This window comes from Enterococcus sp. DIV1208 (genome assembly GCF_050530455.1).
Classification (GTDB): Bacteria; Bacillota; Bacilli; order Lactobacillales; family Enterococcaceae; genus Enterococcus_B; species Enterococcus_B hirae.
This window is the reverse complement of sequence record NZ_CP172887.1, coordinates 1,082,203-1,098,637: the sequence shown is the minus strand read 5'-3', so window position 1 is coordinate 1,098,637 and position 16,435 is coordinate 1,082,203. Positions and strand designations below refer to the sequence as shown.

Genomic DNA, 16,435 nt, shown 5'->3' with positions numbered 1-16,435 from the left:
CACAAGTTTTTTTGTTGATCAACTAGTTTCTTTCGTTCCAACAGTTTATACTTTCAATGATTAGCAGAACTCCAACTATTTGGAATCCTGCTAAATGGTATTCTAAGACAGTCATGTCATTGTTACTATGTGCGAAATTCCCTGTTTATTCTGCTGGGGATTCCAATAATATATGATATAAATGAAACAAATCACGCTTTTTTATGATTCAGTATCTTTTAAAGCAGTGAAATTAAACGTTATTTCGTAACTTGGTCTAACCACTTGATTTTCTTTAAATCCTTCAGCGATTTTTCCTTCGAATTTTAACGTTTTAGATGAAGATTTATCTAATTCTGTTAAATAAGTAGGGCTATTAAGAAATTGACCCGCAACACTTTGTAAACGGACGCCCGCTTCATTTGTTGGCGTAAAGTATAAATCTTGTCTTACACCCGATTGACTTTTTTCTTCAAATTTTGATATTTCAATCTTGACTCTACGTGCACTAGAATTATTTGTTACGGTATAAATAGGTGATAAGATATTAGGAAGTGGCTGCCCATCATCTGTTACCGCATTTGCATAACGTACTTTTGTAGGTACAGTGATGTCAACATAAGATACATCTTCCGGTCCGACCGGATCCCATGGACCAATCCAGCCATCCACTCCAATTTGTGCATTATCTTTTCCTTGAATAGTTGCGCTGTCATCCTCAGGGTCACTTAATCCAGGAATCCAGCCTAATTCATTATCTTTAACTGTTTCTGCACTTGCATTCATTGTTCCAATTCCAAATCCACCTAATAAAATAGATGATACTAGTAACACATTTGTCAACTTCTTCATTATTCTGTCTCTCTCCTCGCTGAAAACGTCTCACAACATTTCCATAAAAATAAAATTACATGATATAGTTTTTTTCTCGATTGAGCTCAATCAACATAACCGTTGAGAAAAGGGATACAATTGTTCCAAGTAACATCATATAAACGCTCAATTGTTCACCAGTTTGTGGAAGTCTCACTTTTTTTGAAGAACCTGAATCAGATGGTGTGATCGTTATAGTTGCTTTTTCTTTGGTTCCTGCGTCACTTACGTTATCAATTGTACTGGCATCTGCGTCCGCATCCCATACTCCTATTATTGCTTCAACTTGAATCGTTTGTTCATTTGTGGTTTGTGCATGACAGTTTGTTGTAATGAAAAGACTAACCATTAAAACACCTATCAAATAATACATCACTCTTTTTATTTCGCTCTTCACCTCCAATACTTTAACGACGCAACCTCCACAATAATATTATCCGTAAAAATAAAATAGAATGAAAACCAAGTTTTACCGATAGATTGGTAAATACCTTTTCCATTAGTAATTGTTATGTAACAAAAAGATGATTAGCTTAGAACATCTAAAAAATAATACTTAATTTTTAGCCATATCAGTTGATAAGCGGAAACTTTTCCGAAATTTATAGTCATAGTGCAAACTAACTATCCATACTGGAATTAACTTTTATATGGTAATAATCAACTAATTTATTAATGATATCTTCATCAAAATAACTAGACATCCCAATCGTTGGAATACCGAAATGGTCAGGCGAATATACATCTGTTAAAAGGCAATCGAACTTTTGTAAATAGCCCTTTTGTATTTGAGTAGTAGGATCGAGTATCTCAATTTTGATATTATGTCTAAAATAAAATTGAATTTCCTCTTTGAGCATCCGCATATGATCGTAAGAGCTATCCAATAAAAGCGCTACATTGATACTTGCTTTACTTTCTCTCACGCGTACCCATAGTTCAGACCAAGAAGTTAATAATTTGAAGATGGATTGCTGGATCATTTCATCTAAGTAAGATAAAAATGGATTACCAAGAGAAAAGTAAATATCAAAAAATTCATCTCTTAATGCGGTAACTAACTCAGGACTTACCTTCAACGTATTTTCAAAAAAATCCGTTTTTTTATTGTATAAAATATAAGTAGGTCGCACCGAACTCATGGTCGTCCAATAAATATCATGAATCAATTTATCTCGATTCTCGCAAAGTAATCCAAAACGTTCTTCCAGCAAAGTAATCACATAGCCGATCTGTTTCTTTATTGAGACCGAATCGATTTCAACTCCTTCTGAATGAAAGCGAGCGATTGGATTAATTGGCTGATGGAATTCATAAAATAATTGCTGAAGATTTTCTTTTACACTTTTGATGCCAAAGACATTATGTATTTTTTCTACTAGTTTTTTTTCGTTCATTAGATGTGTAAAATGAAAAGGTATCTCGTTAACTTCTAATTGATAGCCTTGCTTCAATCGTGTAAAACAGACATACAATTGAAATTTTAAATTTCCCAAAAATAAATGATGGTCATTGTTCACAATTGCCCATATCGTATTTTCTTTGATGAATATATCAATGATCTCTGAAATCAAATTTCTTTCTTCTTTTTGTATCAATTTTTCGGGCAAATGATATTTCTCAGAAAAATATACTGAAAAGAAGTCTCTGATATTCCCTTCGTTTCCGATAATTTTGATTTGATTGGTAATTTGAAAATCGAAAAACCGGATTTCTTGATTGATTCGATTAATTACCCTTGATACCTGAGTTTCTGAAATATAAAGCAAATCACTAAGCTCTTCTTTAGAAGTAACTTTTCCTAGGAAAATCGTTTCCAGTAATGTGTATTCTAGACTCTTTTCAAGAATTTTTGAATAGATAAATGACTTAGGCGTTGTGATATCTTTCTTTAAAATGATTCCTGCTCTAAAAGAAGTTTCAATTGATAGAGGCTCAATCATTTCGTTGACTTGAGATAGATCATTTCGAATGGTTTTTTCTGAACTATCAATTTTTTCAGCTAATTCCGCAGTCGTAATCCATTCCGTATTCCAAAGGATTTCTAAAATATTCAATTGGCGTCTCAAACGCCCGTCTAATATTTCTCTCATTTCTATTACATCTCTCCTCTCCTAACAGATAAATACTCCTTGTTTTATTTTTAGCATATCCCAATCTTTAAAAATAACCTTAATATACCGAGCCCTTGGTAAAATATCTTTCATAATCTTTTATTTTTTCCACCGATCCATTGAGTTGTTCGTGATGCAAAGTAAAAAAATAGGAGACCAAAGACAATCATTCATCTCGGGTCCCTTTACTAGGTAGATCTATGCAACAAACAGAATCGTTTTCACTAAATAGGACGCTCACTTTTTTTATAGTTAATGTAACGATAACTGCTCTTTGGATGTTTATTCGGAAATACTACTATGATTGTTACTGTATCGTTCAGCCTCTTTCTCAATATGTATATTCAACTTGTTTTGCTTTTAGATGAGTATATTCTTTCTAAAAACGTGTAATTCTTCCTTTTTGTTGATCAAAAAATGATGTAGTTTTTTGACAAATTCTTCTCCAAAATAATTAGGGACGCCAATAATTTTCACATCTCCTAGATCGCCAGTATTAAAGCCATTGGTTAGGACACAATCATAGTGTTTTAGCTGATTCACAGAATTTTGTGCTATTGGCAATAAAATATCAACTTCATATGTATTTCTAAAATGATATTCAATTTCTTCTTTTAGCATTTTTAAATGCCCGGCTGGTGCATCTAATAGCAATGCAGCGTGGATTTTAATCGTTGGCTTACGTATTTCCGAACGAAATTCAGACCATTGTGAAACTAAAGTATAAATGGATTGATAAATCATATTTTTTTTATCTAGAGAATGAACGGTTAGATCGTCATAAATTTCACTGAATTTAGCTTTCAAATTTAAAACGATATCTTGTCGATCATTCATTAATTCGCAGACAAAATCTTCTTCAACGTTATTTAAAATATGCGTTGGACCGATCGTACGAAATATCCGCCACATAACGGCCTGAAGTAGAGCTGTTTTGTTCTGGCATTTAATCTTAAATTCATAGCTAACTTCCAAAATCAGATTTTCCAGTCTTGTTTGTAAGATCGATTGACTAGTCCCTAGTTGTAAGCATCTTTCATTTAATTTGAATGGAGCATGAAAATACTCAAACAGGTTAAACAAAACTTCTTCTGATAGTTCGATACCAAACACAGCTTGCCACCTTTTGTTTAATTCTCGATCTCCAGTAATCATAGAATAATTAAAATAATCTTCCTCTTGTTTAAAGAATGAGCTAGATTTACAACGATAGGCAGCCACCCATAATCTCATTCGCATTTTATTCAATAAAAAATGATGTTGATCATCCATAACCATCTTCTCTTTATTTTGTTTATAAAAAATATCAAGTACTGTATCAATCAGTTGAAATTCTTCTGTTTTAAAAAGTAAATCGGGTGAAAGGTATTTTTCATAGAACAAACTAGAGAAAAGTTTACGGATATTTTTTTCGTGTCCGATCAATTTCAAATCATTTGTGATTTTTATTTCGTATTTTTTCATTAAAATATTCATTTTATTATGTAATCGATTGAGTTGTGTTTCTGAAATAAAGAGTTGATCGCATAGTTCCCCTCTTTTCATCATGGGATTGATGAATATCATTTCCAACATTTGACATTCGACACTTTTTTGTAAAAAAAGCGAATAAACATATGATTTTGAAACACCTAAGTCTTTACTTAAAAAAACGCCATATTTTACCGAAGTCTCTATTTTTAAAGGTTCAATTATTTCATTCAGTTGTTTGATGTCTGTTCGGATCGTTTTTTCAACCCCACCTATTTTTTTGACGATCTCTGCAATCGTCAGCCATTCGTTGCTCCAGAGTAACTCTAAGAGTGCTAGCTGTCTTAAACTTTGTTTCGTTAGTAATTGCTTCATTTTCCCCTCCTAATCCCTCAAAATTTACAAACGCTTTGTTTTCTCTATTCTCCTCTATTATTAATTTTAATGTACGAAAATAAGTATGTCTACCATTTCATTAAAATATAAGTATAATAATATTAAAAAAGTAGTGATCAACCTATAAGATTCGTGCTTTTCTGCGAGGTAATATTTTAATAAAAATAACACTCAAGATATCTATTATTAAAATATTTACTACCGGATCTTTTAGAGAACTCTATAAAGAGCCTTTCACTAAAATAATCTTTTTATCATTTTCACTACAATAGAAAAAACGCCTAAATTCGAGGACATTTTCAGCCACAGATTTAAGCGTTTATTTTTTTATATTTAATCGTTTTTTTACATAATCAATACACTGTATTTTTTATTTCAATAAATAGGATAAATCACTCGCTACCGTTGGATAACCCATGATCCACTGCTCTAATTCTTCTTTTTTTGTATGTTGACTGATCAATAAATTCAAATCATTGATTAAATCATCTGCCTGTTCACTAAGGACACTGGCACCAATCAAATACCCAGCTTTGTCATAGATCATTTGGGATTTAGCAAGTGGTTCATTCACACGATGATAGGTAAACCAATTGGTCATATCAATTTCTACTACTTCTTCTTGTCCAGTGAGTTGTTTTTTTGTTACCCCGACCTGAGCCAATTTCGGACTAGTAAAAACGATCGTAGGGATGGAAGGGTAACTAATTTTTTCTTTAGTATTTCCTAATACATAGTTTGCAACATAATTTCCTTCAAAGGTAGCAACTGGCGTTAATTTTGGCTCTGTCCGTGAGATGATATCCCCGCAAGCAAAAATCATTGGATTACTCGTTTGAAGATAGTCATTAACAACAACACCATGTTTCGTTGTTTCTACCTTCGCCTTTTCCAGGTCTAGTCGCTCAACATTTGGCTGTCTTCCAGTGGCACAAAAAATCGCATCTGCCTGTAGTTCTTGATCGTTTGACTGCAAGGAATAGTGCGTTCCTTCTTGAATGATTCGCTGTGACTCAAAATCAAAAACAAATCGAATCCCGGCTGCTTCCATTTGTTTAACTAATTGTTTGACCAATTGTTCGTCAAATTCTTTTAATGGTCGTTGATTATGGTGAACGATCGTGACATTGTTTCCTGAAGCATGAGCGATCATCGCTAATTCAAATGCAATATAGCCTGCACCAATAAAAATAATGTCCTGAGGCAATTCACTTAATGATAAAAAGTCAGTACTTGTTTGTAAAAATTCATTCCCATCAATAGGTAAAATCGATGGTCGTTGACCAGTAGCAAGAATGAAATGTTCAGCTGAAATTTTTTCTTCTCCTACAATGATCGTATTTTCATTGATAAAGCGTGCTGTTCCAGCTAGATAATCAATGTCAGCTGCTGCTAATTCTTTTTGACGATTCTTTGAAACTGGATCTGTAAAACTGCGCTTAAATGCTTGTAGTTCTTGCCAATCAACAGTTGGTACTTCGCTGAATCCTTTACCCAACAACTGTTCAATTCGTTTTCTTGCTTCCACACTATTTAGTAGAATTTTTTTAGGGTCACATCCTCGATTAGGAGAAGTACCACCCCAAAGATTTTCTTCGATGATCAAGACGTTCTTCCCTGCTTTTTTTAACCCATAAGCCACGCTCATACCAGCTACGCCAGAACCAATCACAACTTCATCATATTCTTTCATTTTCCCTTTCCTTTCTAGATAAATAAGTGAAGATATCTTTTCTTGTAATCTCCCCTAGATTTTCCTCATTTTCTCGAATATTTACTGCTTCATGTTGGATCAATAATTCGAATACTTCAGTCAGCGGTGTACTTAAGTAAACATCTGGAAAATCCGCTTGATGAAGTCCTTTGCTGTAATCGTCAGCTACGATCAGCTCTTTTACTGTTTGTTGTTTTTGTTGAATCGTTTCATCAAAAAAGCTCCGTACAAATTCATTTTTAGGCTGAGTCAACAACTGGTCGGGTTGGTCACATTGAATTAATTCGCCCTCTTTCATGACAGCGATCCGATCTCCTAATTTTATGGCTTCATCCATATTATGCGTCACAAAGACGATCGTTGTGCCTAATTCTCGATGTAAGGAAAGTACAAGGTCTTGTAAAGAAGCTCGAGACAAAGGATCTAAAGCACTAAATGGTTCGTCCATCAAAATAACTTCTGGGCTAGCTGCCAAAGCACGGACGATACCGATCCGTTGTTGCTCTCCACCGGATAATTCCTGCGGCATTCTATTTCGATAGATTGTAGGATCAAGTCCGACTTTCTCAAGTAATTGGTCAGCTATTTTTTCTCTTTTTCTTCTTTCCCATCCTAGCATTTCTGGAATAACTTCGATATTTTGTTGGACAGTCATAGTTGGAAACAACGCAATTTGTTGTAAAACATAGCCCATTTTCCACCGCATTTTTTGTAAATCATAGTCTTTTAACGATTTACCCTTGAAGAATATCTCCCCTGCGCTCGGCTGAGATAGACCATTGATCATTTTAAGCGAGGTCGTCTTCCCGCTACCAGAGGGACCCACCAAAACAAAGATTTCCCCTTGTTCAATCGATAAGTTTAGTTCTTTAATTGCATATTTTTCGCCAAATTTCTTTTGGACTTGCTTGAATTCTATCAGATTATTCATTTATTCCCCTCCTTCAGTAGTCCTTCTTTTTCCAAGAATGCATGCGCTACTTCCGCAGGTTGTTGTTTTTCTACATTCACTTGATAATTCATTTCAATCATTTGAGATTCTGTTACTTTGCCAGCGAGCTTGTTTAGAGCTGCAACGATTTCTGGATGTTCCTTCGCAAAGGCTTTGGTCATCAAAGGAGCTCCTTGATAATCTGGAAATAATCCCTGATCATCTTCTAAGGTGACAAGGTCATATTGTTTTAGATCACTATCCGTCGAATAAGCATCTACTACATTGACATCTCCGTTATCGATGGCTTGATAGCGTAAACTTGGTTCCATACTTTGGACACTTGGAAAATTAAGCTTGTAAAGTTCTTGGATTCCTTTATAGCCATCCGAACGATCAATAAATTCTAATGTGAAACCGGCTTTTATCTGATCTTCAATCTTTCCCAAATCAGAAATGGTTTTTAGCCCATTTTCTTTGGCAAATGATCGCTTCACCGCTAAAGCATAGGTATTTTGATACGCCATTGGTTGAAGAAGTGTCATTTCAAATTGTTCACCTAATAAGCGATTCGCTTGATTATAGGTTTCTTTTTCATTCAATTCTTTATTTTTTAAGTCATCAGGTACTTTAACTAAGCTTTCTAAAACAGTTCCTGTAAATTCCGGATAAATATCGATCTGTTGATTCTCCAATGCACTAAAAAGAAAACTGGTTTTGCCGAAGTTCGGTTTTAATTCAACTTCAACATCTGAATTATCTTCAATTAATTCTTTATACATTTGAATCAAAATATCTGGTTCTGAACCTAATTTCCCAGCAATTGTCACCTTATCTTCTTTAAAGAGTCCGCTTTGATACAAAGATATTCCACCGATTCCCAAAAAGATAAGCAATAAAGTGATAACTGTATATCGAGGTTTCAAATGTTGAAGAAGTCTGATTAAACTACTGAAAATAATCGCTAACAAAGCTGAACTGATTGCACCGATCAGAGTCAAAACTGGCGTATTTCGATCAATTCCTAATAAGATAAACGTTCCTAAGCCACCGGCACCGATCAATGCTGCTAACGTTGCTGTTCCAATGATCAAGACAAGGGCTGTCCGAATACCTGAAATAATAACAGGTAACGCGATTGGCAATTCCACTTTGATCAACCGTCTCATGCGTGACATACCAAAAGCAACTGCTGCTTCTTCAATGGATGGATCAATTTCACTAAGTCCGATATACGTATTTTGAAAAATTGGTAATAACGCATAGATCACTAATGCGATCAACGCTGGCACTGTTCCGATTCCAACGAAGGGGATCAACAATCCTAATAAAGCTAAAGATGGGATCGTCTGTAAAACACTGGTTATCTGCAACAATACTTCTGCCATTTTTTTATGGTTCACTGCCCAAATAGCTAATGGGATTGCAATAACAATCGCAATCAATAAGGCAATTAATGAAATTGATAAGTGCTGAAATGTTGCGGAGATCAATTCTCCTTTTCGCTCAACAAGCGTTTGAAAAAAATTATTCATAGGATCTTCCTTTCCATTCTAATTTAAGTATAAACATAGACGAAAAAATCCCCAACTAAGTTGTCTGAAAAGAACAAAAAAGATGCATAGTTCATCATTTGTAAATCCAACACCCCGGCAATTCTCTGAATATGCTTCAAACTAGCAATAAAGTCCTTAATCAATAAATGGAAAGAAAATGGAAAGAAAGAAGAAATATATTTCTTCAAACTCTATGTATTTCTTTTATATAAAAAAAGACACATCTCACGAATTTGAACGAGAAATGTGTCTAATTTATTTGAATATAAAAAAACAGCCAGTAAAGCAGAAACCTCGTGGGGGAGATAATTTTTACTGGCTTGTTCATAAATTATTATACTGTAAGTTTTGTCCAAAGATAAAAAAAAGTAATAAATGATCGTTTTAGAGTCATAAACGTTCAATTTTTCTCGAAATTCCTATTTTTTCTCAAATGACTAGCTGGTTTGCTCTTTCTTTCACTCCGTATAATGGGTAAAATTCTTGACCTTTTTGATACAAAATTTCTTTTTCACGATTTTTCATCAAGAAAATAAGCAACTCTTTCATCGGCAGATTGGGTTTATTTGGTTCAAATAAAAACACACATTGAGTCTCACCTTTTCTTCGAATGCTCGTCAAAGCCTGCAGATTATCATGAAGATCACAATAGATGCCTTTATATTCTCTTTTCGTTGGAGAAGTTGTGATGAGTGTTAATAGATCAGCTGCTCGCATAGTTACTCCTTTCCTTGAACATCCTTTAAATGTTGAAAAAAATTTTCAAATTATCTATTGAAGATTCTTAACTAATAAGTATAATAAAGAAGTTGCTGAAAATTTTCAAAAGAAAAGAGGTTTGAGAATGAAAAAAATAAATCTATTAATTGATCTGGTTGGTATCAGTTTTGGCGCTGCACTTTATGGTTTAGCTGTGACCGGGATCAATATTCCTGCTAAATTAGCAGATGGTGGTGTAACAGGAATTGCCCTTTTACTTAATAATTTATTCGGTTTTGCTCCTTCCATTACATCACTTATTATCAATTTACCATTGCTATTGGTTTCATTATTCATTTTTGGTAAGCAGTCTTTTCTGCGAACGATTGTCGGAACCTTTGCCTTAGTGTTCTTTTTACATTTGTGGGAAGGTTTAAACGTCCATTTTGCTGTCCACAGTCTTTTACTCAATAGCCTGATGACTGGTGTATTATCTGGTATCGGTTGTGGTCTGGTCTTTCGCTTTGGTGGAAGCACTGGCGGAACAGACATTATTTACCAAGCCTTTGAAAAATATTTCCATATCAAGATCGGTAAAAGTCTATTCTTGATTACATTTGGTATCTTGGTTGTTTCTTTATTATATCTGGATGTAACACATTTTGTTTATACCTTACTCAGTTGCTCCATCTTATCTTATACGTTAAACAAAGTGAAATATCTCGAAGTAAAAGGTTCTCTCAATCCTTTTTCTGCAAATCGTTCAAAAGAACCTTTTGATACTCTTGATTCTGCAGAACAATTTGAATAACATTCTTAAATGATTGGTTAGCGACTGAAAAGTATATTTCTACTTTTCAGTCGCTATTTCGTTACTAGCAAAACCTCCAGTAATCACTACTTTACCATGTACTTTTCCAGTCTCTACTTCTTTCGTTGCCTGCTTTAAAGTCTCTTTGCTGATGCCTTCTCTGTATACTTTTCCTAAAGTAGTATGGATTTTTTCTTCTTCTACCAATGCTGTCAAATGTTTTAATATTTCCCCTTGTGTCTCGATTAGTTGACCATAATCCGTTTTAGTAAACATATACTCCCATTCAAATGAAACAGATAAATTTTTAAAACTTGCAATATCGATTGGTCCATCAAGTCCTACGATCATCCCAATTTTCCCCATAGGTTGAATCATTTCTGCCAGCTCAGTTAGATAGGGACGGATATCATGTAAAACCGCTACGACATCGACGGTGCTTATCCCAACCTTTTCTAGTTGAGGCTTTAACTCTTGATGGTAATCAATTGGATGATCGACCCCATTTTCTTTTAACCATTGAAAGTTTTTGGGGCTGGCTGTCGCAACCACCTCTAACCCACTCCATTTTGCTAATTGTGTGAGAATCGAACCGACACCTCCAGCACCGTTGATGACCAATATTTTTTTACCTTTATTCGCTGATTCTTTAGGAATCAATTGAAATTTCTCAAATAAGAGTTCATAGGCGGTGATCGCAGTTAACGGTAATGCTGCACTAGCTTCGTCCGTGAGATTTTCTGGTGCTTTTGCCACAATTCGTTCATCTACCAACTGATATTCTTGGTTACTACCTGGTTGTTTTGCTGAACCAGCATAATAAATACGGTCTCCTATCTCAAAGTTTTCAGATTGGGGACCTTTTGCAACTATTCTCCCTACCGCATCAAATCCCAAAACAGTAAAAGACTCTTGTTTTGGCGTCTGCATTCTAAATTTTACATCCACTGGATTCACTGAAACCGCTGAAATCTCCACCAATAACTCCCTTTTTTTAGGAACCGGAGTTTCTGCCAACTTTTCTAAAAAACTATTTTTGTCAGTCAATGGTAATCCCTCATAAAACCCTATTTGCTTCATTTGTTTTTTCATAGAAACCTTTCCTTCTTTCTTTATACAAAAAGACCTGGATCAATCCACGAAAGGAGTTATCCAGGCTTTCCATTATTTAAAATAGCTATTTTCTCCCAAAGAATTCCCTTGTTCTTCTATCAATCCTTTTAATGATCTTTCTAAAACACCATGATTTTTATCTTTTCTTTTTGATGTCGCACTGAGTGGTTCTTTCTCAGCTTTGTTAAAAGGTTGTACAGAAGGAGAGCCGGCTTTTTTTGTTTGGTAAGGTACCGGTTCATTATCAAATAACAAATATGAATCTTTCATTTTTTTCATTGAATCAACTAGTTCTGCGTCAGAAATACTAGATACTTTTGGATCAGGAATAATTGATGCTGGCACATACTTAGGTACAAAGTAAGAACGCCCACGACCATTTTTTTGTTGGTTCGATGTATAGGCTTTGGTACTTGTGTGCTGCTCTTGACTCTTCTGACTATTCATTGAATCAGCCGCTTTTCTCGTCCGCTGATTAGTCAATGGGCGATTACTTGCTTGATGCGTATGATAATCAGGAAGCTGTTCTTTGTGTCTGACTAAATTTTCTTTTGGAATTGTTGATTTTTTTGAATTGCTCAAATTTCGACGTTTGCGTTGTTCTCTAGCATCGCCTTGAGCAAAGTGAAATTCTTGCATTTGCTCAAACATTGGTTGATTATTGTTTTCGGTTAATAGATCATCCTGTCCATCAAATAAAACACGCCTTTGGTTTTTTGCTAGTTTGACGCCAATTTCGTCATCATAGGCAGGAAAACGAAAATGTTTCCGTCTAATTTCATTCATTTTAAACCATCCTTCTCATAAATGGAACTTTTCTCAATCATAGCATAATTTTTTCATTTTCCATAGTAACCATAACTAAATTTAACCTCTTTCGACAGTCATCTGGTCGTTTCTCGAATGACCAATTCAGGGAAAAATCGACGATATCCTTGACTTTCTCCTTTTTCGGTAATTTTTTTTAACAACATTTCACCACAAACTTCACCCATTCGTACGATATCTTGTTTTACCGTAGTTAATTTGGGTGAACTGATTTGGTCTAAAAATACACCATCAAAGCCAATGACTCCAAAATCTTCAGGAATTTTTCCCTTTTCTTTAGCAATACCTCTTACAATCCCTAAAGCTAGTCGGTCAGAGCTGCAAATAAAACAAGTCTTTGGTTTAATAGTTGACCAATGATCGGCAAGATATTTCTCTGCCATTGTCGAATGATTTGGGAAACGTAATATTTGCGGCTCCATGTTGGCTGTTTCCATAACTGAAAGGTAGCCTGCTTCTCTTGATAACTCAAATGGCTCATCCTCGTCAATCCCAATATAAATAATGGTCTCGTAACCGCATTCCATAGCATATTGTGAAGCCTTTGCTGTGCCATAATGATTATCGCTATCTACATAATCATAGCCAAAACGATTTTCACCAAAAAGGACGACTGGTTTTTCCAATCGGTCGATCCAGTCAAAATCTTTTTCTCTCACCCCTGTAATGATGTAGCCGTCGCAAGACCCTACGTCAAATGCATCATTGGTTACCAACTGCAAAGAATAGTGCGCTTTTCCAATACATTTTGCAATTCCCATCAATAAATTCATATAATACGGTTCTGTTGTATCAATCTCTTCAAGGATGAAAAGTTTGATGATTTGTGACCGATTAGAAACGAGTGCTTTTGCTGCAATATTGGGGCGATAATCTAATTCTGCCATCGCAGAAAAAACTAATTCTTTTAACTCATCCGTTACTTGTTCCGGGTGATTGATGACACGAGACACCGTCATTTTGGATACATTTGCTTTTTTAGCAACATCAGCTAATGTTGGCATAGATTGCTCCTTTCACAATAGAAAACTTTTTTCTGTTTTCTATTATTATAGCAAACTTGAAAGCGATAAAATGTAGAAATATCGTAAAAATCATCTGCACGCCAGCATCTTTTTAATAAAAGTTCACTAGAATCGAAAGCCAGTTACTCCATTTTATTAGAAAAATGTACGTTATCTCCATCTATTTTCTAGTTTCAGATATGAACTAGAAAAATAGCAAAGAATGAGACTAAGCCAAAAATAGCCTCCTCTTCTAGTATCTCTAAAACGAATAAACGGTGTTTAAGGAGCAACAACTTCAAAAAATTTGCCGAAATTGACTAAAAATTTGAGAAACACCTAGTAAGTATCCATCAATAGCAAAAACCAGTGTTTGTGTTTCTTGTCAATTTTTGGATATTCTTTCGTATTTCTTGATGCTAAACGATTTTTTCTCAACCTCAACTTTGCTTATTTCATAGCATTGTTTACTTCTTTATCTATTTAATTTGTTATAAAAAATCAGAATACACCTGTCTTTTCTATTCTTTGGATTCATTCATCATTTGCACCAAAAATTTGGTTGCTGTATCCATCAATGGGATTTTTACCATATGCTTTTCGGTTTGCGAATAATCAAAAACAATTCCTTGACCATAACGTTCTTTTTGATTATTTTTCACAAAATCATTGGTTTGTTGAAAGGGAATTTTCTCGTCTTTTTCACCGTGCCAAAAATATAAAGGTCGCCCAGCTAGTTTTTCTGGCTGCAAAGATAAATCATATTTTTCGACCCAAGAAATTAAATCAAAATAATCGTTCGGCAGTATGTATTGGTACTGATGAGCTCTTTTGTAAATTTCTTTAGCATACTGTTCAGGCGCAGGGGAACCCATCAGACAAATACCACCAACCAAATGCGGATGTTTTGTTAACAACGCACAAGTCGTCATCCCCCCCATTGAAACGCCACCTACAGCTACTTTTTCATGAAGAACATCTCGTTTTTCTAAGTGCTTCAATAAAGTCTCAAATTCAAATAAATTTCCATAAATACTATTCCAAAAGGTAAAGGAAGGAATAGCAGAAACTACTTGCTTTCTTTCACCATGGTTCATTGCATCTGGTAGTAAGACACGAAATCCTTGTTTAGCAAACTTTCTTCCTTGTGTCAAAACTAATTCTTTACTCGTTTGCCAACCATGATAATAAATAATTATCGGAATTTTTTCAGCTCTTAATTCGGTTAGGACAACTTCTAATAATGGAATATTATTTACTTTACGTTTTAATATAATTGGATTCACTTCTTTAGTCTCCGATCTTCATCAAAATAGTCGAACGAAATATTTCCCATCCACTAACCACAATTTGAAATAAACAAATCGTACCAAACAAAATCAAAAATAAGCTCATCGTTCTTGAAAAGAGCAATAATGCTAAAAGACCAGCTAGTCCTAATCCTAAGGTAAGCAGTGGATAAATTGTGAAATTAAAAAAACTAGCAAAGCTGCCAAAAATATTTCCGATAAAGATCACGGAAAATAAAAAAATACTTAAAAGCAAGCTATCGGTCAATGATATCTGAAAGATATTATTATTGGCTACGATGGGCTGCTGAAGTGAATATAAATCTAAATATCCACAAGAGGCAACACTGAGAACATGAGTGACTCCTATGGCTCGGTTTATTATTTTCATTCGTATCACCAACTCTCTTTATAATTCTATTATAATCGTTTTATCATCATTTAGAAAAAAAAAAGGCTTAAATTTTAATTTTTTCTTTTTTCCAAATAATTGTTCACAATCAAAATGACCTAACAACCTATAAGTACCTCTTGTTTTTTTGTCATGCTCCTCATTTTGTCTGTCTAGTTCTGAAAAAATTTAATTCTTTTTTCAGGCATTTCATGTTCAAACTTCTCCTTTTTTAAAATAGAGAATAAATATACTTTTGGGAAAATCTACATCAAACTGATCTATTATTAACTCATAAGTAATAATCAATGTTTTCACTAAAATTCTTTGTGAATAAAAACATTTAAGTGAGGCACATCATTAGTAAAACCTTTAATTAAATTAGTTTGAAAACTTGTAATTGAAGTTAAAATGAAATTTACCATATAAAAAAAGCCTTTATTTTTTATTTACATTAAAAAGCATCGACATATACTCATCATTTTGTTATCATATATCTGATTAACACTATTTTTATCAGGAGAATATATGAAAACGAAACGACAGACAAGTACATTTTTGCACATAGGGACGCTTTTCGCCCTATTGACACTTTTTTTGTTCTTATGCTATTCCTATTTCAGATCTTCCGATATACCATGTAATGCCTTTGGCTGGTTATTGTTAGATCACCCCGGTTTAAGTCAGGTAGATGAGAGCCTCTTCTTGCTAATTCTTTCATCTTTGTGTGGTTTTATTTTTTCATTGGCTTTTCGAACATATGTGAAAAAACAAATCCCCAAAAAGATGGATGAAGCTGCTACAATTTTTGTTGCATCTAGGTTGCTCGCATTGCTGACCGTTTTATTCTATTCCTTTAACCAAAATTCATTGTTCTTTTTTATACTGAATGGACTGGTTATCATTTTATCCATCTTTACTTACTTTATTTTTTCACTAATATTCAAAAAGTTACGCTTGCCACTTTTAATGCAACTAATCCCACTATTCTGCTTTGTCTATAGTGTCTTTTCTTTTCTTGTATTAGCGTTAGCGCCAACTTTTGATCCAGCAGATATTCAAATCACTAGTAATTTTCTTGAATTACTCTTCATTTCGTGTTTAGGAATGATGATGTGGCAAATAAGAAAAACAGTTCAGGACAAGTAAGTCTAAGTGCCTTGAACTGTTTTTTTATTTTTCGGATGATATTGCTAATAAAGAATCCTTTACAATAGACATAAATGATTGAACTTTACATAAAAAACATCAAAGCTAGTCATTTCTG

The 16,435-nt window shown here is 34.2% G+C and carries 14 protein-coding genes; 1 reads left to right on the top strand and 13 read right to left on the bottom strand.

What is annotated here, in order from left to right; all coding sequences use genetic code 11:
• Nucleotides 1-201 precede the first annotated feature (201 nt).
• The 8 genes from IGK91_RS05075 to IGK91_RS05040 all read right to left on the bottom strand — a co-directional run bounded on the left by IGK91_RS05075 (nt 202) and on the right by IGK91_RS05040 (nt 9,750).
• Nucleotides 202-831, bottom strand: coding sequence for a hypothetical protein (locus IGK91_RS05075; RefSeq protein ID WP_010737408.1), 630 nt, complete (start codon nt 829-831; stop codon nt 202-204).
• A gap of 55 nt (nt 832-886) precedes the next feature.
• Nucleotides 887-1,225 (bottom strand): LPXTG cell wall anchor domain-containing protein, encoded by a 339-nt coding sequence (locus IGK91_RS05070; protein WP_223603537.1) that lies wholly within the window; start codon nt 1,223-1,225, stop codon nt 887-889.
• Nucleotides 1,226-1,472: 247 nt separating this feature from the next.
• Nucleotides 1,473-2,945 (bottom strand): helix-turn-helix domain-containing protein, encoded by a 1,473-nt coding sequence (locus tag IGK91_RS05065; RefSeq protein WP_010719424.1) that lies wholly within the window; start codon nt 2,943-2,945, stop codon nt 1,473-1,475.
• Between the two features lie 381 nt (nt 2,946-3,326).
• Nucleotides 3,327-4,811, bottom strand: coding sequence for a helix-turn-helix domain-containing protein (locus IGK91_RS05060; protein ID WP_034867558.1), 1,485 nt, complete (start codon nt 4,809-4,811; stop codon nt 3,327-3,329).
• 391 nt (nt 4,812-5,202) lie between these two features.
• Entirely contained in the window at nt 5,203-6,525 is a 1,323-nt protein-coding gene (locus IGK91_RS05055; protein WP_181934240.1) for a dihydrolipoyl dehydrogenase family protein, read from the bottom strand.
• On the bottom strand, nt 6,512-7,477 hold the full coding sequence (locus IGK91_RS05050) for an ABC transporter ATP-binding protein (protein WP_034700339.1): 966 nt from the start codon (nt 7,475-7,477) through the stop codon (nt 6,512-6,514). The genes IGK91_RS05055 and IGK91_RS05050 overlap by 14 nt, the downstream gene beginning before the upstream one ends.
• Nucleotides 7,474-9,012, bottom strand: a complete 1,539-nt coding sequence (locus IGK91_RS05045) for an ABC transporter permease/substrate-binding protein (RefSeq protein WP_010737403.1) — start codon at nt 9,010-9,012, stop codon at nt 7,474-7,476. The genes IGK91_RS05050 and IGK91_RS05045 overlap by 4 nt, the downstream gene beginning before the upstream one ends.
• A 450-nt stretch (nt 9,013-9,462) precedes the next feature.
• The gene (locus tag IGK91_RS05040) at nt 9,463-9,750 is read right to left on the bottom strand and encodes a hypothetical protein (RefSeq protein ID WP_010737402.1); all 288 of its coding nucleotides are present in this window, start codon (nt 9,748-9,750) and stop codon (nt 9,463-9,465) included.
• 127 nt (nt 9,751-9,877) lie between these two features.
• Between IGK91_RS05040 and IGK91_RS05035 the strand changes: the two genes are divergently transcribed.
• On the top strand, nt 9,878-10,543 hold the full coding sequence (locus tag IGK91_RS05035; protein WP_010737401.1) for a YitT family protein: 666 nt from the start codon (nt 9,878-9,880) through the stop codon (nt 10,541-10,543).
• 39 nt (nt 10,544-10,582) lie between these two features.
• On the opposite strand, the gene IGK91_RS05030 is transcribed toward IGK91_RS05035, so the two are convergent.
• From IGK91_RS05030 to IGK91_RS05010, 5 genes are all read right to left on the bottom strand, one after another.
• Nucleotides 10,583-11,635: a zinc-binding alcohol dehydrogenase family protein gene (locus tag IGK91_RS05030; protein ID WP_010719431.1), complete on the bottom strand. Its 1,053-nt coding sequence runs from the start codon at nt 11,633-11,635 to the stop codon at nt 10,583-10,585.
• Nucleotides 11,636-11,707: 72 nt separating this feature from the next.
• Nucleotides 11,708-12,442, bottom strand: coding sequence for a hypothetical protein (locus tag IGK91_RS05025; protein WP_010737399.1), 735 nt, complete (start codon nt 12,440-12,442; stop codon nt 11,708-11,710).
• 98 nt (nt 12,443-12,540) lie between these two features.
• Nucleotides 12,541-13,488, bottom strand: a complete 948-nt coding sequence (locus IGK91_RS05020; RefSeq protein ID WP_181934238.1) for a LacI family DNA-binding transcriptional regulator — start codon at nt 13,486-13,488, stop codon at nt 12,541-12,543.
• 521 nt (nt 13,489-14,009) lie between these two features.
• Nucleotides 14,010-14,774, bottom strand: a complete 765-nt coding sequence (locus IGK91_RS05015; RefSeq protein ID WP_010737397.1) for an alpha/beta fold hydrolase — start codon at nt 14,772-14,774, stop codon at nt 14,010-14,012.
• Between the two features lie 4 nt (nt 14,775-14,778).
• Nucleotides 14,779-15,168, bottom strand: a complete 390-nt coding sequence (locus IGK91_RS05010; protein WP_010719436.1) for a hypothetical protein — start codon at nt 15,166-15,168, stop codon at nt 14,779-14,781.
• Between the last annotated feature and the right edge of the window lie 1,267 nt (nt 15,169-16,435).